The following is an 18520-nucleotide window of genomic DNA, read 5'->3' as shown; positions in this document are numbered from 1 at the left end:
GGAGAACCAATAGTTTCACCTATCTCAGCTGATACATTTACCAGCGAAATGGTAAATCTAAAAACAAAATCCGAGTCATGACAGAATCAACCACATTCATGACACTTTACCTGCCTCTAGAAAAGTGGTAGACCTTTCAATAACGAATGATAATTAATACCTTTACCATGCAAAAATGAGACAAACAACCCTCATAAAGAGATATTCTCCAACCATTTTGATTCGTTTAACATATTTTACATACAGAATTATTGTATTATTCGAAAACCAATGATACATTTGCACTATCGAAAAAAAGAAACGAAGGTTTTGATGAGGGTCTTAACCTTACAAATGTTCTTTCGGAGTATAGGGTTTTAATTAGCATATAAAAAAAATTAGGGTCATGAAAAAGGGTAAAATTTTCACAAATTGTTTGTTTTCTATTTGGACATTGTCCGTTATTCTATCTTTCGCAAGTTGCTCTTCCGATGGTGATTCCATTTCAATCATAGATGAAAGAGTTCCACTGGAAACAGAAGCACCTTTTTCCATAATCTTGAAAGCATACTCCGAGAATTCGGACATCACTGCCAAAGGGGACGTAAAAAGCACTACACTGTATGTTTTCGATGAAAATAACGATTTCTACAAACAAATCACAGTGGACAATGATTATCTTTTACAGGTTAAGCCGGTCGAAATAAACTGTCCGGGATCCGACAAGATCACCGTCATCGCTTGGGCAGGCCTTTCAAGCAATAGCGAAGAAATCAGCAATATGAACCAGGCAAACGTCATCTCAGACCTGCAAGTGAGCCTAAAACACAATAATGGCGTTGCAAACAATCTGCCGGGAGACTTGTTTTATGGACAAATCGTTCTACATCGTTCTTCTACAAAAGCAACTTCGCAGGAATTAAAGATCGAACGCAAGGTGTCTTCCATGTCGATCTTGACAAAAGGTGCTTTAAAGGTATTTGACTCCAAAGAAGGCAATTATTATTACAAAATCAAAAGAACAAAAAGCTCATTCAACTGCAATGGTGAATTGACAGGCAATGATATCGGATATATTATTCCAGCTACTTTAAATGATAATGGCAACCTAACCACAGGTACATTCTCCATTTTACCGGCTGATAATATGACTATAGAGCTTTACAGAGATGACGTTTTAGTTCTTTCTTCCGAAAATGTCAAAAATTCAGAAAATGTGGCTGCAAACGAAGGAGAACAAACAAATATCATTTTTGACCTTTCCCGCAACAATATCAATATTAGCATTTCAGAATGGGGTACTGTTATTCAGTATGTTACAGTCGGATAATTCGACCCTCAATTTTTTATATGCAATAGGTGCACATTCGGATTATTCCGAGTGTGCACCACTTTTTATAAATATGCGATCCTCCGTGATAGGAATACCAGCCAATATGATACAAATACAATCGTTAATAAATATTTCATCTGATTACAAGCATTTTACATTATCACGAATGATATGGGTACAATGCCCGTATGATATTTTTGCCACGCATATAAACACTATTGATAGCGTAACTTTGTAGCAAGAAATAACACAATACAATTTGTGAAATTTTACCCTATACTCTGTTTGCACGAATCCCTTAATTCTGCAAGCAAACCTAATTAATATAACCGTGAGGTTACATAATTATCATAAAAGTCCAGGCTCTCTGCTTCTTTTTGACAAGAACAGAAAACCTGGACTTTTTTCTCGTTTTTGATTACTAAATAAAACGGAAAAAGACTTCGTAAATGTTTAGTTTACGAAGTCTTTTTCCGTGTAGCGAGACCCGGGATTGAACCGGGGACCTCATGATTATGAATCATGCGCTCTAACCAGCTGAGCTATCTCGCCATCAAATGTCACCATTTCCTTGATTGACGCTGCAAAAGTAGAGCTTATTTTTATATTGTGCAACACTTTCATGAAAAAAAATTCAATTATTTTGAAAGCTTCCTGTTAAGATCTTAATTCAGAGTTGTTTTTTTGGCGAACAGATTTGGCAAATATCAATTCTTTTATTATCTTGCTGCGCAATAAACACGATGAAAGATGAAAAAAGAGAAATTTCATATCGAATACATTTTCGATAAAGTTTCACGACGAAGCTTATGGAATCACCTCACAACTCCTCCAGGACTATCCGCCTGGTTCGCCGATGATGTTATTATCAATGGTAACATATATGTTTTTAAATGGAACAAAGCCGAACAGGAAGCGGAAGTGCTGTCTATAAAACCGGAAATGAGCATCCGTTACCGTTGGATGGATGAAGAGGATGAAAATGCCTATTTCGAATTCCAGATCCACAGCCATGAATTAACAGGATCGACTTCTTTACAAATAACGGATTTTGCCGAACAAGATGAAAAAAAGGATTCTATCGATTTATGGGACACGCAAGTAGAAGAACTGAAACGTACACTCGGTATTTAGCTTGTTTTAGTGATTTCTGTTAGCGATCATATCGTTTTTTCACTACTTTTGCGCCGTCAACCGGATAAGCAATGTTGAAAATAAAACGATTATATACATTTATGCTGCAGACTTTCCTGCCGTTGTTCTTGATGACCTTCGGCATCTGTCTGTTTATTGTGCTTATGCAGTTCCTGTGGAGGTACATTGACGACATGGTCGGGAAAGGTTTGGGGATTCCTGTTTTGGCGGAAATGTTTATGTATGCCGCCCTATTTCTCGTACCGATGGCACTACCACTGGCTATTTTGCTTGCCTCGCTTATGACTTTCGGGAATCTTGGCGAACGATTGGAATTACTGGCTATGAAATCGGCGGGTGTCTCACTTGTCCATATCATGCGCCCGCTAATCATCACCATCAGTATTATAAGTATCGGGGCTTTCTTCTTCCAGAACTATGCCATGCCTGTCGTACAAGTCAAACTTTACACGCTACTTTGGTCTATGCGGCAGAAATCGCCGGAGCTAGATATTCCTGAAGGGGTTTTTTACAGCGAAATCACTGGATTTAATGTATATGTGAAGCATAAGGATACTGAAACGGGGCTCCTTCGCGATATGATGATCTATGATTATTCTGAAGGATTCAACAAAGTAAGCGTGATGGTCGCAGATTCGGGACGCCTGAAGACATCGGCAGACAAAATGTTCTTAGTCCTTTCCCTATTTAATGGAGAATCCTTTAGAAGCCTGGACAAGCAACCGAGTACCGCAGGTACAAAAAGTTCCGTTCCTTACCAAAGGGAGACATTCAAAAGCCGGGATATCCTGATCGAATTTGATGCCAACTTTTCACGGACGGACGAATCATTCATGCAAAACCAGTTTATGGGTAAAAACATGCATGATTTACAAATCTTCATCGATTCTGTTTCCGTACGCTTAGACAGCATACAAAACGTCAACGCCAAAAATGTTTACGAAACCTCATACAAAAAGACACTAAAGAAGCCGCAAGACATAAAGCAGAATAACGTAAAGGATGATTCGAATAGTGAAAAATCAGATACAAAAACGACACTAGAGACGCCCAAAACGGACGAGCCGGTAATTGTCATGAACTTTGACAGTCTCTATCAGGCAGAAAATCCCGGAAAGAAGGCAACTATCCTGACACGTGCGAAATCGAGCATAGAAAATATGAAGGCTGATTACTTCTTCAAAGCAGCCACTATCGGAGACGAAGCTTACAGGGTACGCCGCCACTTGACGGAATGGCACAAGAAGTTCACTTTGTCTTTCGCCTGCATGGTCTTTTTCTTTATCGGCGCACCGCTGGGAGCCATCATTCGTAAAGGCGGATTGGGGATGCCGGTCGTCATTTCGGTCATACTGTTTATTTTCTATTACATCATTGACAATATCGGTTTCAAAATGGCGCGTGACGGCGTATGGGAAGCATGGCAAGGGATGTGGCTAAGTTCCGCAATTTTGGCTCCGTTAGGTATCTTCCTGACTTATAAAGCGGTCAACGACTCCGTCATCCTGAATGCCGACACATACCTGAATGCCTTAAAAAACCTGTTCGGAAAACGTTCGGGCAGAAAAGTTGAAATGAAAGAGGTGATCATGTTCAATCCGGATTACGGGCAAATCATTCTCCGCCTGAAACAACTGGCAGAAGAAAGCAATGCCTACCTAGCCGCCCATAAACGATGGACAAACTATTTTCTCTTCTGGAAACAGGGAGGTCGTGACCATACGGCCGAACAATTAGCAGTAAAAATGGACGGGATCATCGAAGAATTGTCTAATTCGGACCAAAACTTGGTTCTGAACAAACTGATGGACTATCCGGTCATCAACGGTTACAACCAGATAAATGCAAAAATAAATGGAAAAGCCGGGCTGGCAATCAGCCTCTTTTTCCCGATCGGATTCCCGGTTTATCTGCTTGCCACGTATCAGCGTAAACTTTTACGGCACGATATCAAGATGGTACAAAAGACAAGCTATGAACTGATTGATATAATTGAAAAATTACCTGTATCTTTGTAAAATAAGAAATATAAGTAAAATAATATATGAGCGAAATCAAATTAAACACCATTGAAGAAGCTATTGAAGACTTCCGAGAAGGAAAATTCTTAATCGTAGTCGATGATGAAGATCGCGAAAATGAAGGTGATTTTATTATTGCCGCCGAAAAGATAACTCCTGAAAAAGTAAACTTCATGTTGAAAAACGGTCGTGGCGTATTGTGCGCACCGATCACGGAAGAACGTTGTCAAGAATTAGAACTGGACATGCAGGTTGCAAATAATACCTCTTTACTAGGAACTCCTTTCACGATAACGGTTGATAAATTAGGAGGTGGCTGTACAACCGGCGTTTCGATGTTTGATCGTGCAGAAACTATTCTGGCGCTTGCCGATCCGAAAACCAAACCGTCCGACCTGGGCCGTCCGGGACATATCAACCCGCTTCGTGCCCGTTCACGTGGTGTGTTGCGCCGTGCCGGACATACCGAAGCAGCTGTTGATCTGGCACGCCTTGCCGGTTTATACCCGGCTGGCGCACTGATCGAAATCATCAATGAAGACGGGACCATGGCTCGCCTGCCCCAACTGATCGAGGTCGCCAAGAAGTTCGATATCAAAATCATCTGTATCAAAGATCTGATTTCATATCGTTTGAAAACAGAATCGATCGTAGAAAATGGCGTCGAAGTTGATCTGCCCACCCAGTATGGCCACTTCCGCTTGATCCCTTTCCGCCAAAAAAGCAACGGACTGGAACATATTGCCCTGATAAAAGGTAGGTTCGAACCGGACGAACCGATCTTGGTCCGTGTACATTCTTCTTGTGCAACCGGTGATATCTTTGGCTCCATGCGCTGCGAATGTGGCGAGCAGTTGCACAAAGCAATGCAACGTATCGAGCAAGAAGGCAAAGGAGTAATCGTTTACCTGAACCAAGAAGGACGCGGCATCGGACTGATGGAAAAGATGAAAGCCTATAAACTTCAAGAAGACGGTTTGGACACTGTCGATGCAAATTTGCATCTCGGACATCAGGCAGACGAACGCGATTACGGCGTCGGTGCCCAGATCCTGCGCCATTTGGGAGTCACCAAGATGCGCCTGATGACCAACAACCCCGTCAAGCGTGTCGGACTGGAAGCATACGGGCTGACAGTCGTAGAAAACGTTCCTATCGAAGTCGCTCCGAATCCTTACAACGAATTCTACATGAAAACGAAAAAGGAACGTATGGGACACGTCTTGCACAATATCAAATAATTCATAATTACATAATAACACTATCATGACACAAGTATCAGCACGTTTAGCAAGTTTGTCGCCATCCGCAACATTGGCGATGTCCCAGAAGAGCAGTGAATTAAAGGCTCAGGGAGTTGATGTTATCAACTTAAGTGTCGGAGAACCCGACTTCAATACTCCCGAACCTATTAAGGATGCTGCCAAAAAAGCTATCGACGAAAACTATTCTCGTTATTCTCCCGTCGCTGGTTATCCGGCCTTGCGTAACGCCATCGTTGCCAAGCTGAAAAACGAAAACGGATTGGAATACACAGCCAACCAGATTTCTTGCGCAAATGGTGCCAAACAATCCGTTTGTAATACAATCATGGTATTGGTAAATCCGGGTGACGAAGTGATTATCCCGGCTCCGTTCTGGGTCAGCTATCCGGAAATGGTAAAATTGGCCGAAGGTACACCAGTAATCGTTGCGGCCGGTATCGAACAGGATTTCAAAATCACTCCGGCACAGTTGGAAACGGCTATCACACCGAAGACAAAGGCGTTGATCCTCTGCTCCCCGTCTAACCCTACAGGCTCGGTCTATAGTGCAGAAGAATTGGCAGGCTTGGCCGAAGTCCTGAAAAAACATCCGGAAATCATCGTGATTGCAGACGAGATCTACGAACATATCAACTATATCGGCAAACATAACAGCATCGCACAGGTGGACGGAATGAAAGACCGTACTGTCATTGTCAACGGTGTTTCCAAAGCCTATGCCATGACCGGATGGCGTATCGGTTTCATTGCCGGACCGGAATGGATCGTAAAGGCAGTAAACAAATTGCAGGGACAATATACTTCCGGACCATGCTCCGTATCCCAGAAAGCGGCAGAAGCTGCTTACACAGGTTCACAAGCACCGGTCGAAGAAATGCGCCAGGCATTCGAACGCCGCCGCAACTTGATTGTCGGCTTAGCGAAAGAGATTCCGGGATTCGAAGTAAATCAGCCGGAAGGAGCTTTCTACCTGTTCCCCAAATGTAGCTATTACTTTGGCAAAACCGACGGTACACGCACGATCGAGAATGCAGATGATCTAGCCATGTACTTGTTAGAAGTCGCCCATGTAGCTTGCGTTGGCGGAACATCTTTCGGTGCCCCCGAATGCATCCGCATGAGTTACGCTACCAGCGATGAAAACATCGTGGAAGCTATCAAACGTATCAAAGAGGCTTTGGCTGCTTTAAAATAAACCTACGGATATAAACGGATTTCACAATTGTGAAATCCGTGTCTAAAAAACAGAAAAGGAGATGTTTTTTGAAAACATCTCCTTTTTTATTTCAAACTGCCGTAGCAAAATTATTCGGAACGCAAAGTAAAGCGTTTGAATGCCAAGATCTGCAATTCAGGATCAGCTTCCTTCATTGTTTCTTTTACAGTCTTCTTGCCATCCATGATATCTTCCTGGTTCAGCAAGCAAACTTCCTTCAAGAATTTGCCAAGACGCCCCTTAGCGATGTTCTCGATCATCTGCTGAGGCAAGTTTGCTGCTTTTTCAGCAGAAACAGTAGCAATGATTTCTTTTGCTTTGGCAACATCTTCAGCCGTGATCCAGCCTTTAGCCATGTTGCTTTCCATATGGTCTTCGCTGTCAACGTGTGTCGGGTTGATTCCAGCTTTCTTCAGGGCAGCTTCAACAGCTTTCTGTACCTGTTCAGCTTTAGTCTTCTCGATAGCCACTTGGATTTCCTGTTCTTTTACAGATTCAGGAACACCGGCTTCATCGATAGCGATCGGGTTCATGGCTGCGATCTGCATAGCGATGTTGTGAGCAGCTTCTTCAGATTCCTTATTAAACGCAGCGATCGTACACAACTGATTCTTACCCATGTGGTTATAAACAGTGGTATAAGCGCCTTCCACTACGTTATAGCCGTCCAATTCCATCTTTTCGCCCGTGATACCGCTACGGTCGGTAACAGCATCCTGTACAGTGCCTTTACCCATCGGCAAAGCCTTCACTTCGTCCAGAGTCTTGCACTTGTTAGCCACAGCAGCATCCAAGATAGCCTGAGTCAGTGCGATGAAATCTTCATTCTTAGCCACAAAGTCTGTTTCGCACTTCAAAGCGATGATAGCAGCGAATTCGCCATCTTTCTTTGCCAATACGCAACCTTCAGCAGCTTCACGGTCAGAACGCTTAGCAGCAATAGCCTGTCCTTTTTTACGGATAATTTCCATTGCCTTTTCGATATCACCATCAGATTCGGTCAAAGCCTTCTTGCAGTCCATCATACCAGCTCCACTCATTTTGCGCAGCTTGGTAATATCAGCCATAGTTACAGCCATAATCTTATTTTCTTATTTATTAAATATTTACTTTATTAATTGACAATGGACAATTGACAATTGACAATTCAAGTCAAAAGCCAATTGCCCATCGTTTCATTTTATGTTTCTCTTAATTTTCAATTGTCAATTTTCAATTGTCAATTGAATTACTCTTCGTCCTTAGCGAATTTGTCAGCAACGTTAGCATTCAGAGCTTCGTCGTCTTCCTTCTTAGTACGTTCTTTCTTTACAGCAGCTTTAGCTTTGCGTTCTCTTTTAGGAGCTTCGCCTTCACCGGCAGCTTCTGTATCGATCTTTTCAGCTTTACGTTCCTGCAAACCTTCGTTCATTGCTTCACAGATAGCTCCCAAGATAACTTCTACAGATTTTGTAGCGTCATCGTTAGCCGGAATCACGTAGTCGATATTGTTCGGGTCGGAGTTTGTATCAACCATACCGAATACAGGAATCCCCAAGCGGTTAGCTTCACGAACTGCGATATGCTCTTTCATTACGTCAACGACGAACAAAGCTGACGGAAGACGAGTCAGGTCCACGATAGAACCTAAGGTCTTTTCCAACTTAGCACGCTGGCGAGTGATCTGAAGTTTTTCTCTCTTAGAAAGATTATCAAATGTACCATCTTTTGTCATCTTATCGATAGTAGCCATCTTCTTGATAGCTTTACGGATAGTCGGGAAGTTGGTCAACATACCACCCGGCCAGCGTTCGATAACGTAAGGCATACCTACAGAAGAAGCCTTATCAGCGACAACCTGTTTAGCTTGTTTTTTAGTAGCAACGAAAAGTACTTTCTTACCTTGTTTTGCAAGGTTCTTCATTACTTCTGCTGCTTCGTCTACTTTAGCAACTGTTTTATATAAGTCAATGATATGAATACCATTACGCTCCATGAAGATATAAGGAGCCATTGCAGGGTTCCACTTTCTTTTTAAGTGTCCGAAGTGTACGCCAGCTTCTAATAACTGATCAAAATTAACTCTTGACATTGTTTTTTTCTTAAAATCGTTTACTTTCTTTTGTTTAACTCAATCATCAGGTAGTCCTCCTGTATGTCAGCATATAAAAAGAATCCTGATAATTTAGATACTAAACGCTTTGCTATACTTGTAAGGGACTCACAAATAAGATTAACGTTTACTGAACTGGAATCTCTTACGAGCTTTAGGACGTCCCGGTTTCTTACGTTCAACAGCACGCGGGTCACGAGTAACGAAACCTTCTGCACGAAGAGCGGATTTGTCTTCCGGATTGATCTTAACCAGTGCGCGAGCGATAGCCAAGCGAGCTGCCTCAGACTGTCCTTTGAAGCCACCTCCATCGAGGTTGATCTTGATATCATATTGTTCTGCAACGTTCAGCTTTGCGAGCGGCTGCTTAACAATGAACTGAAGGATTGTAGAAGGAAAGTAATTAGCCAGATCACGTTTGTTGATAGTAATCTTTCCTGTACCTTCGCTTACGAATACGCGAGCAACTGCTGCCTTACGTCTTCCTATTGCATTTACTACTTCCATTGTGATTATTTATATGAGTTTATATCGATTAATTTAGGCTGCTGAGCTTCGTGTTTGTGCTCTGTTCCTGCATATACATACAGATTGTTCAACAGTTTAGCACCCAGACGATTCTTCGGAAGCATACCTTTTACTACTTTACGGAACAGACGGTCGTCACCTTTAGCCTGTAAGTCAGCCGGCGTATAAGCGATCTGTCCACCGGGATATCCGGTATATCTCAAATAAATACGATCGTTCCACTTATTACCTGTCAGAACGATTTTGTCTGCATTGATGATAATTACGTTATCACCACAATCAACGTGCGGAGTAAAATTGGGTTTGTACTTACCACGCAAAAGCTTCGCTACCTTTGCGCAAAGGCGTCCCAAAGTCTGTCCTTCGGCGTCAACAATGACCCACTCTTTGTTTACAGTTGCTTTGTTTGCAGAAATGGTCTTAAAACTTAAAGTATCCACTTGCTTAAAAAATTAATAAATTAATAACTCTAAAAAACAAGAATCCAATCCTCGCATGCGCTGTCACCACGGACACTTGACATAACAACGTGCTAAAAATTAAACTCTTAGTACAATTTTGATAATATTCGGCTTGCAAAGGTACGGTTTTTCTGCAAAACACAAAACTTTTCGTAGAAAGAATTTACACAAGTAGGTCAAATTCAGGAAAAAGATGCTATAGACCGGACATAAAAAGCATCTAATATTTTACATCAAGAAATATATCCTTTCTCCGTCTAAATGACAAAGAAGGATCATCTCGTTTTCGGTATGCCGGAGTAATAAATATTTACCGGAACATATACCCCAACGACAACGTCACGTTGTTCTGATAGAGGGAAGATTCGCCTTCGCGTTCTATAGCGCGACGATCCAGTGTGCCGCAAAGGGCGCTGACGGAAAAGAAGTAGCGACTGTAATCCACACGCAAGCCGACATTGACACCCAGATCAAATGTTTTGAGATCAGCCTCCTTGGTCTGGCCGAAATGGATATCGACGTTCTGGTTTTCAGTTTTCATCTTTCCAAAAAGAGAGAAGTCGAGAGCCGGACCGGCATAAACGCCCAACTGCACATCATTTATAATAAAGGTATAAGCCAAGTTCACCGGAACCTGGATAGAATAGTAACTGCATTTATTGAAAGAATTCTTTGCCCCTTCCACCTGCGGATTAGAGTAGAAAGAACCACCTTGGTTCACAAACGCCAGTTCGGGACGCAAAGACAAGCCCTTATATAAATGTATATCGGCAAGTCCGGCCAAGCTGAAACCGAAACGGGCACCTGCATTGTATGTCCCTTCAACTTTTTGCACCAGAGAAGAATAAGCACCACCCGCACGCACGCCGAAAGTAACTTGACCGACAGCCGGCATAATCATCAACATTGCCCAAAAGGCGATAAATATAATTTTTCTCATATTGCTAATCTCTGAGTTATTAAAAGCAAAGATAGAGTTTTTCAACCGGATTATTGCAGCCGATAGAATAAATTTATAAAATAACCCGTATCTTTATAGGCCGAAATAAAAAAGATTAAGACCCCATATGGAACCGTTTATACATCTGCACGTACATACCCAGTATTCACTGCTGGACGGACAAGCATCGATCGACGCTTTGATTGACAAAGCGCAAAAGGATGGTATGCCGGCGATTGCCGTCACTGACCATGGTGTGATGTTCGGAATAAAAGAGTTCTTCAACAAGGTATCCAAAAAAAACGGCAAGCCGTTAGGAGCCATCAAGGACTATGAAAAAGAGCTAAAAGAGCTAAAAAGTAAAACGGAACTGACCGCCGAAGAGCAAGCCCGCCTTGAAGAAATACCTGCAAAGATCGAAGAAGAGAAGAAAAAAATATTCAAACCGATCTTCGGTTGCGAGTGCTATTGTGCTCGTAACGGACGGCATAGCAAGCTTGCTTCACAGAACGACCGAAGCGGATGGCACTTGATCGTGCTGGCTAAGAACCTGAACGGTTACAAAAATTTGATCAAGATGGTTTCCTTATCCTGGACGGAAGGATTTTACGGACGTCCGCGCATCGACAAGGAGTTGTTGGAAAAATATCATGAAGACCTGATCATTTGCTCCGCCTGTATCGGTGGGGAAATTCCGCAGCATATCCTGAACGGACGGATGGACAAGGCCGAAGAATCGGTCCTTTGGTTCAAGAACCTGTTCGGAGAAGATTACTATCTGGAAATACAGCGACACGAGACACATGACCCGAACGCCGCACAAGATGTATACCCCCACCAAGTTACGGCAAACAAGGCGATTCTGGAACTGGCGCGTAAACACAATATCAAGGTTATCGCGACCAACGACGTTCATTTCGTCAATGCGGAAGATGCGGAAGCTCACGACCGCCTAATCTGCCTTAGTACGGGTAAAGATTTGGATGACCCGAACCGTATGCGCTACACCAAACAGGAATGGATGAAGACGACAGCAGAGATGAATACCATCTTTTCTGATATTCCTGAAGCCCTCAGCAACACACTGGAAATAGCCGACAAGGTGGAATTCTACTCCATCGACCACGGTCCTATCATGCCGACCTTCGCCATCCCGGAAGATTTCGGGACGGAAGAAGAATATCGCCAGAAATTCACCGAACAGGACTTATTCGACGAATTCACCCGCGATGAAAACGGAAACGTTGTCCTGAGTGAAGAGGCCGCACACGACAAAATAAAAAAATTAGGCGGTTACGAAAAACTATACCGCATCAAACTGGAAGCCGACTACCTGAAAAAGATCACATACGACGGGGCAAAGATTTGCTACGGAGATGATCTGAACGACGAAGTCAAGGAGCGGCTGAACTTCGAGTTGCACATCATGAAGACGATGGGGTTCCCCGGTTACTTCTTGATCGTGCAAGACTTCATCCGGGCCGCCCGCGAAGAACTGGGCGTTTCGGTCGGTCCCGGCCGTGGATCGGCAGCCGGTTCGGCTGTTGCCTACTGTCTGGGGATCACCCGCATCGACCCGATCAAATATGACTTGCTGTTCGAACGTTTCCTGAATCCGGACCGTATTTCCCTCCCCGATATCGATACCGACTTCGACGATGACGGCCGCGGGGAAGTACTCCGTTGGGTAACGGAAAAATACGGGGCCGAACGTGTAGCGCATATCATCACGTATGGTACGATGGCGACCAAATCGGCCATCAAGGATGTCGCACGTGTACAGAAGCTTCCGCTTGCCGAATCGAACCGCCTCGCAAAACTCGTTCCGGACAAGATTCCGGATATGAAGAAGTTCAAGCTGAAGGATGCGATCAATTATGTGCCGGAGCTGAAAGAAGCGGCTACCGGAAACGACCCGCTGGCACGCGACACCTTGAAATATGCCCAAATGCTGGAAGGTAACGTGCGCAACACAGGTGTACATGCCTGCGGCGTCATTATCGGACGCTACGATATATCGGATGTCGTACCTGTCAGTACGGCCAAGGACAAAGATACCGGTGAAGAGATGCTCGTCACCCAATATGAAGGTTCGGTGATCGAAGAGACCGGTTTGATCAAGATGGACTTCTTAGGACTGAAAACACTGTCCATCATCAAGGAAGCAATTGAAAACATCCGGCTGACGACCGGCCATGACCTGGATATCGATCATATCAGTCTGGAAGATCCGGCAACTTACAAACTGTATTGCGACGGGAAAACCACAGGTACCTTCCAGTTTGAATCCGCTGGTATGCAGAAGTACCTGAAAGAACTGCAACCGTCTAAATTCGAAGACTTGATCGCGATGAACGCCCTGTATCGTCCGGGACCTATGGATTATATTCCTTCCTTTATCGCCCGTAAACAGGGAAAAGAAGAAATCAAGTACGATATTCCCGTCATGGAGCGGTATCTGAAAGACACATATGGCATCACCGTCTACCAGGAGCAGGTCATGCTTCTGTCACGTCTGTTAGCGAACTTCACCCGTGGCGAGAGTGACGCCCTCCGTAAGGCAATGGGTAAGAAGCTGATCGAAAAGATGAACCACCTGAAATCCAAATTCATGGCGGGTGGAAAGACGAATGGTTACAAGGAAGAAACTTTGCAGAAGATATGGTCCGACTGGGAAAAATTCGCCTCATACGCCTTCAACAAGAGCCATGCCACCTGCTACTCATGGGTAGCCTATCAGACAGCTTTTTTGAAAGCGAACTACCCGTCCGAGTATATGGCTGCCGTCTTGAGCCGAAGTTTATCGAATATTGTGGATATCACGAAATTCATGGACGAATGTAAGGCGATGGGCATTCAGGTGCTCGGACCGGACGTGAACGAGTCGATCCTGAAGTTCAGTGTGGACAAGAATAAGAACATCCGCTTCGGTCTGGGTGCTGTGAAGGGTGTCGGCGAAGCCGCCGTGCAGAATATCATTGAAGAACGGAGGAAAAACGGTCCGTACAAAGATATCTTTGATTTTGTGGAACGTGTCAACCTGACTGCCTGCAACAAGAAAAACATCGAATCGCTGGCATTAGCCGGTGCTTTTGACAATTTCGGCATCCAGCGGGAACAGTTCTTTGCCGAAACCGGAAAAGGAGAAATATTCCTTGAAACACTGGTTCGCTATGGCAATAAGTTCCAGACAGACAAGAGCACGGCTACCAATTCCCTGTTCGGAGGAGATGCTTTTATCGCCATCGCCAAACCGGAGATTCCCAAATGTGAACGTTGGAGCGACCTCGAACGCCTGAATAAAGAAAAAGAACTGGTCGGTATCTATCTTTCCGCCCATCCGTTGGATGAATACCGTATTATTCTGACATATGTTTGTAATACCGGCATGGCGGAAATAAACGACAAGGAAAACCTGGTAGGCAAAGACTTGCTGTTCGGCGGTATCGTTACGGACTTCCGCGAAGGGATGACCAAAAAAGGGAATCCTTACGGCATTATCAAGATAGAAGATTTTACCGGTAGCGGCGAAATAGCATTATTCGGTAAAGATTACGTCGATTACAGCAAATTCGGCAAGCGCGGCATGTACCTGCTGATCAAGGCGCGTGTGGAAGACCGCTACAATTCAGGTCGCCTTAGCTTGTCTATCGGGGCCATCCAATTGCTGCAGGAAGAGAAAGACCGCCTGATCGAAAAGATCAGTATCACGGTCCCGATCCACGATTTGGACGAACCGACCATAAACGAACTGTCGACCTTGATTAAAAACAATCCGGGTCAGAGCCTGTTATATTTCAAGGTGGTTGACTGCGAACATAATGTCATACAGAATTTTTTCTCACAAAACATACGGCTTAATGTCACACGCAACCTAGTCGAATTCTTGCAAACGAACGAGAATATGGATTTTAAAATTAACGGGTAGTATTTGTATGGTATAAAAGAATTTGTACTTTTGCACAAAATTCGAATATATAATTCATAATTAAAGATATGGCACTACAAATTACAGATGCAAATTTTGAAGAGTTGGTAAACTCTGGTAAGCCTATGGTCCTTGACTTCTGGGCTGAATGGTGTGGTCCTTGCCGCATGGTTGGTCCGATCATCGATGAACTGGCTACCGAATATGAAGGCCGTGTTACTATCGGCAAAATGGATGTAGACAACAACAACGACGTGGTTGCACAATTTGGCATCCGTAATATTCCGACCGTTCTTTTCTTCAAAGACGGCAAGGTAGTAGATAAACAGGTAGGTGCTGCTCCTAAAACTACATTCGTATCTAAAATAGAAGCTCTTTTATAATTTAATAGCGCGAAGCATTTCGCGTTTTCCTGGGGGGCCGGGTATTCTTTCGACAGAATATCCGGCTTCTTTCATCATACGTCTGACGACACCTTTCGCACAATAGGTTGTCAAAACACCGCCTCCGGTCATGCGGGCATACAGTCGGTTGAAGATTTCCTGATTCCACATCTCCGGCTGCTTATCGGGAGCGAACGCATCAAAATAGACCAGGTCGATCCGATCCGGCAAAGCACACGTATTACTGTCTCCTTGTATTTTATGCAGTCCAAAGAAATCCGTAACCTGGACCGCAACATTCCATTCCGCCTGATGCAAGGCTTGGAAAACATCTTTCCGTCCGGCACAGATCATTTCGCCGTAATTCAAGCTCTCGATCACGTCCATATCAAGCGGATAAAGTTCAACCGAATAGTAATGTATTTTCCGTTGATGCACCTCGGCATCCAACAAAGTCAAGAAGGCATTGAGCCCAGTACCGAAACCTATTTCCAGAACGACGATTTCTTTCCGTTCCAGATGGTGTAACCCAGCTTCAATAAAGACATGGCGCGACTCCTGCACGGCGCCGTTCACAGAATGGTAGTGTTCGTCCATTTCGGGGATAAAAAGCGTATGGCTCCCATCCGCCGTCAGTTGCAATTCCCGTTTGATATGATTCGTTGCGTTCTGCATGTATTTCTATAATATGCCTGCAAAGGTAAGTTTTTAATCCCGGTTTTTATATACCTTTGTAACCATAACAAGAATCAAAGATGACCAAAAAATTTATCTTTCTTTTACTCTTGATGTTTACGGGTTTACAAATAATGCAGGCCCAACAAACATATTCAATAAAAGGGATTGTAAAAGATGCCGCCAACGGCGAACCGGTTAGCTTCGCCAATGTGGTCATCTGGAACACGATAGAAGGGACTGTCACTGATTCGATCGGCCAATTCGAGATCACCGGAGTCTCTCCCGGAAGCTATCGCCTGCAAGCCTCCTTTATCGGTTATAAACCAACAGTTACGGCTGAATTCAGAATTTCCAACAAGGACATGTTTTTTCCGATCGAACTGGAAGAAAGTAGTGAAAGCCTGCAAGAAGTGAGCATTGTCGCCTCTCCTTTCCGCAAGACGGCAGAAAGTCCGCTCGGACTGCGCGTGATCGGGTTCAAAGAGATCGAGAAAAGTGCCGGAGGAAACCGGGACATATCCAGGGTCGTGCAATCTTTTCCTGGTGTGGCATCTACGGCTGCTTTCCGAAACGACCTGATGGTCAGAGGAGGAGGACCGTCTGAAAACCGTTTCTTTCTCGATGGCGTAGAAATACCGAACATCAACCACTTCTCCACACAGGGAGCATCCGGAGGTCCTGTCGGGATCATTAACCCAGATTTCATACGCGAAGTCGATTTCTACTCTGCAGCCTATCCTGCCGCGCGTGGAAACGCTCTTAGCTCGGTTCTTGATTTCAAGTTGCAGGACGGAAACAAAGAAAAATTCTCCCTACGGGGAGTGATAGGAGCTTCGGATATCGGATTCTCTGCCAACGGACCGGCCGGCAAGAAGACGACCTACCAAGTGTCTATTCGCCGTTCATACCTTCAGTTCCTGTTCGACATGATCGGGCTGCCTTTCCTGCCGACCTTCACAGACGCACAATTCAAAGTGAAACATACATTCGACCGGAAAAACGAACTGGCTATTCTGGGATTGGGAGCCATAGACGACATGAAACTCAACACCGGTATGGAAGACATGAGTGAAAAGAACCAGTATATCTTAGCCTACCTGCCGGTGGTCAAGCAAAAGACATACACATTAGGAGCTGTTTACAAACATTACTCTGGCAAAAACATCTATTCGCTAATTGTCAGCCGGAGCCAGTTAAACAATAAGAATATCAAATACAGGGATAATGACGAAAGTTCGGAAGAGAACCTGACTCTCAATTACCGTTCGGACGAAATCGAAAATAAACTGCGCAGTGAAAATATATTCCGTTTTCCTTTCTTCCGGCTGAATGTCGGCGGAAACCTCGAATATGCGACCTACACCAATCGTACATACCAGAAACAGTTCACCACGATCCCCAGAGTGATCAACTATCACACAGATCTAGGACTTTTGAAATGGGGGCTTTATGCCACAGCCATATACGAAAGCGACAACGAGCGTTTCACCGCTTCTTTAGGAGTACGGGCGGATGCCAACGACTATTCGCCGGAGATGAACAACCTCCTGGATCAACTCTCGCCCCGTCTCTCCCTTTCCTACCGTTTGTTTGGAGCGGTCTATCTGAACGGAAGCATCGGCAGATATTACGAATTGCCACCTTACACGGTTCTAGGATTCAAAGACAATCAAGGTAATTACCTGAATAAAGCCAACCACCTGACTTATATCCGAAGCGACCAGGCAGGACTCGGACTGGAGTATCGCCCTTCCTCATATCTGAAATTCTCGGCAGAAGGTTTTTACAAGAAATACGACCAATACCCGATGTCATTAGTCGATAGCATTCCACTCGCCTCTAAAGGTACGGACTACGGGGTTTTAGGAAACGAAGCGGTCAGCTCGACCGCCACAGGAAGAGCATACGGCCTCGAACTTACCGGACGGTGGTATAATTATAAAGGACTGACCTTTATCGCTTCTTACACCTATGTACGGAGCGAATTCAAGGATGGACGCGGGAGCAGAAAATACATTCCGTCAGCTTGGGACAACCGCCATCTCTTTACATTCAGCGGGACCTACGCACTGCCTAAAAACTGGGATATCGGAGCCAAACTAAGAGTTGTGGGCGGTGCGCCCTATACCCCTTACGATGTTGAAAAAAGTAGCCTGGTCGAAGCTTGGGACGCCAGCGGCAGTCTCTATTACGATTACAGCCGCTTCAACAGCGAACGGTTAAAACCTTTCACCCAACTGGATATCCGGATAGACAAGACCTTCTATCTGAAAAAGTTCATGTTGGGGGCCTATATTGACATTCAGAATATTCTGAATTCCAAATATAAAGAACAGGATGTGTATATCAAAACAGGTAAAATCCTAAATCCGGACGCACCTCTCGACCAACAACGATATGAACTAAAACCTGTAGAACGACGTACCGGGACCCTATTACCCAGCATAGGACTCATGATCGAATTTTAGAAAAGTGTTGATTTATGTAAGCTTATACCAAATAATTCCTATTTTTGCATGCGGGATTCAAAAGGAATCTATT

At 44.2% G+C, this 18520-nt stretch carries 14 protein-coding genes and 1 tRNA gene; 8 read left to right on the top strand and 7 right to left on the bottom strand.

Features of this window, described 5'->3' with window-relative positions:
- Positions 1–385 precede the first annotated feature (385 nt).
- A complete protein-coding gene (locus NQ542_RS16580) occupies positions 386–1309 on the top strand; it encodes a FimB/Mfa2 family fimbrial subunit (protein WP_005637625.1) in 924 nt (307 codons plus the stop codon).
- 481 nt (positions 1310–1790) lie between these two features.
- On the opposite strand, the gene NQ542_RS16575 is transcribed toward NQ542_RS16580, so the two are convergent.
- Positions 1791–1864, bottom strand: a tRNA-Met gene (locus NQ542_RS16575).
- A 198-nt stretch (positions 1865–2062) separates the two neighbouring features.
- On the opposite strand from NQ542_RS16575, the gene NQ542_RS16570 reads away from it, so the two are divergent.
- The 4 genes from NQ542_RS16570 (at position 2063) to NQ542_RS16555 (ending at position 6948) form a co-directional block, all read left to right on the top strand.
- On the top strand, positions 2063–2446 hold the full coding sequence (locus NQ542_RS16570; RefSeq protein ID WP_005637627.1) for an START-like domain-containing protein: 384 nt from the start codon (positions 2063–2065) through the stop codon (positions 2444–2446).
- A gap of 71 nt (positions 2447–2517) precedes the next feature.
- Complete coding sequence (locus NQ542_RS16565; RefSeq protein WP_005637631.1) at positions 2518–4485, top strand: LptF/LptG family permease; 1968 nt, start codon at positions 2518–2520, stop codon at positions 4483–4485.
- A gap of 26 nt (positions 4486–4511) precedes the next feature.
- Complete coding sequence (locus NQ542_RS16560) at positions 4512–5729, top strand: bifunctional 3,4-dihydroxy-2-butanone-4-phosphate synthase/GTP cyclohydrolase II (RefSeq protein ID WP_005637634.1); 1218 nt, start codon at positions 4512–4514, stop codon at positions 5727–5729.
- Positions 5730–5754: 25 nt separating this feature from the next.
- A complete protein-coding gene (locus tag NQ542_RS16555) occupies positions 5755–6948 on the top strand; it encodes a pyridoxal phosphate-dependent aminotransferase (protein WP_005650649.1) in 1194 nt (397 codons plus the stop codon).
- A 110-nt stretch (positions 6949–7058) separates the two neighbouring features.
- Here the strand turns inward: NQ542_RS16555 and tsf are convergent, their stop codons facing one another.
- The 5 genes from tsf to NQ542_RS16530 all read right to left on the bottom strand — a co-directional run bounded on the left by tsf (position 7059) and on the right by NQ542_RS16530 (position 10990).
- Positions 7059–8048: a translation elongation factor Ts gene (gene tsf, locus NQ542_RS16550; RefSeq protein ID WP_005637638.1), complete on the bottom strand. Its 990-nt coding sequence runs from the start codon at positions 8046–8048 to the stop codon at positions 7059–7061.
- A 149-nt stretch (positions 8049–8197) separates the two neighbouring features.
- Entirely contained in the window at positions 8198–9040 is an 843-nt protein-coding gene (gene rpsB / locus NQ542_RS16545) for a 30S ribosomal protein S2 (protein ID WP_005637640.1), read from the bottom strand.
- Positions 9041–9181: 141 nt separating this feature from the next.
- A complete protein-coding gene (gene rpsI / locus NQ542_RS16540) occupies positions 9182–9568 on the bottom strand; it encodes a 30S ribosomal protein S9 (protein WP_005637642.1) in 387 nt (128 codons plus the stop codon).
- Positions 9569–9573: 5 nt separating this feature from the next.
- The gene (gene rplM, locus NQ542_RS16535) at positions 9574–10029 is read right to left on the bottom strand and encodes a 50S ribosomal protein L13 (protein ID WP_005637644.1); all 456 of its coding nucleotides are present in this window, start codon (positions 10027–10029) and stop codon (positions 9574–9576) included.
- A gap of 331 nt (positions 10030–10360) precedes the next feature.
- Complete coding sequence (locus NQ542_RS16530; RefSeq protein ID WP_005637646.1) at positions 10361–10990, bottom strand: porin family protein; 630 nt, start codon at positions 10988–10990, stop codon at positions 10361–10363.
- Between the two features lie 127 nt (positions 10991–11117).
- Between NQ542_RS16530 and dnaE the strand changes: the two genes are divergently transcribed.
- Positions 11118–14918: a DNA polymerase III subunit alpha gene (gene dnaE, locus NQ542_RS16525; RefSeq protein ID WP_005637647.1), complete on the top strand. Its 3801-nt coding sequence runs from the start codon at positions 11118–11120 to the stop codon at positions 14916–14918.
- A 68-nt stretch (positions 14919–14986) separates the two neighbouring features.
- Positions 14987–15301 carry a thioredoxin gene (gene trxA, locus NQ542_RS16520; protein WP_005637649.1) on the top strand — a complete coding sequence of 105 codons (315 nt, stop codon included), beginning with the start codon at positions 14987–14989 and terminating at the stop codon, positions 15299–15301.
- On the opposite strand, the gene mnmD is transcribed toward trxA, so the two are convergent.
- The gene (mnmD, locus tag NQ542_RS16515; protein WP_005637651.1) at positions 15296–15976 is read right to left on the bottom strand and encodes a tRNA (5-methylaminomethyl-2-thiouridine)(34)-methyltransferase MnmD; all 681 of its coding nucleotides are present in this window, start codon (positions 15974–15976) and stop codon (positions 15296–15298) included. The two genes, trxA and mnmD, sit on opposite strands and share 6 nt — an antisense overlap.
- A gap of 80 nt (positions 15977–16056) precedes the next feature.
- Between mnmD and NQ542_RS16510 the strand changes: the two genes are divergently transcribed.
- Complete coding sequence (locus NQ542_RS16510; protein WP_005637652.1) at positions 16057–18447, top strand: TonB-dependent receptor; 2391 nt, start codon at positions 16057–16059, stop codon at positions 18445–18447.
- The last annotated feature ends 73 nt before the right edge of the window (positions 18448–18520 follow it).

Source organism: Parabacteroides merdae ATCC 43184, from assembly GCF_025151215.1.
In the GTDB taxonomy this organism is placed as follows: Bacteria; Bacteroidota; Bacteroidia; order Bacteroidales; family Tannerellaceae; genus Parabacteroides; species Parabacteroides merdae.
Note: the sequence above shows the minus strand (reverse complement) of the source record. Positions and strands in the feature narration are given on the sequence as shown.

Coding starts and splice junctions, on each gene's coding strand:
- NQ542_RS16565 (WP_005637631.1), top strand. CDS start 2,518: ATGTTGAAAATAAAACGATTATATACATTTATGCTGCAGACTTTCCTG.
- rpsI (WP_005637642.1), bottom strand. CDS start 9,568: ATGGAAGTAGTAAATGCAATAGGAAGACGTAAGGCAGCAGTTGCTCGC.
- NQ542_RS16570 (WP_005637627.1), top strand. CDS start 2,063: ATGAAAAAAGAGAAATTTCATATCGAATACATTTTCGATAAAGTTTCA.
- NQ542_RS16560 (WP_005637634.1), top strand. CDS start 4,512: ATGAGCGAAATCAAATTAAACACCATTGAAGAAGCTATTGAAGACTTC.
- rpsB (WP_005637640.1), bottom strand. CDS start 9,040: ATGTCAAGAGTTAATTTTGATCAGTTATTAGAAGCTGGCGTACACTTC.
- dnaE (WP_005637647.1), top strand. CDS start 11,118: ATGGAACCGTTTATACATCTGCACGTACATACCCAGTATTCACTGCTG.
- mnmD (WP_005637651.1), bottom strand. CDS start 15,976: ATGCAGAACGCAACGAATCATATCAAACGGGAATTGCAACTGACGGCG.
- NQ542_RS16510 (WP_005637652.1), top strand. CDS start 16,057: ATGACCAAAAAATTTATCTTTCTTTTACTCTTGATGTTTACGGGTTTA.
- NQ542_RS16530 (WP_005637646.1), bottom strand. CDS start 10,990: ATGAGAAAAATTATATTTATCGCCTTTTGGGCAATGTTGATGATTATG.
- trxA (WP_005637649.1), top strand. CDS start 14,987: ATGGCACTACAAATTACAGATGCAAATTTTGAAGAGTTGGTAAACTCT.
- NQ542_RS16555 (WP_005650649.1), top strand. CDS start 5,755: ATGACACAAGTATCAGCACGTTTAGCAAGTTTGTCGCCATCCGCAACA.
- tsf (WP_005637638.1), bottom strand. CDS start 8,048: ATGGCTGTAACTATGGCTGATATTACCAAGCTGCGCAAAATGAGTGGA.
- NQ542_RS16580 (WP_005637625.1), top strand. CDS start 386: ATGAAAAAGGGTAAAATTTTCACAAATTGTTTGTTTTCTATTTGGACA.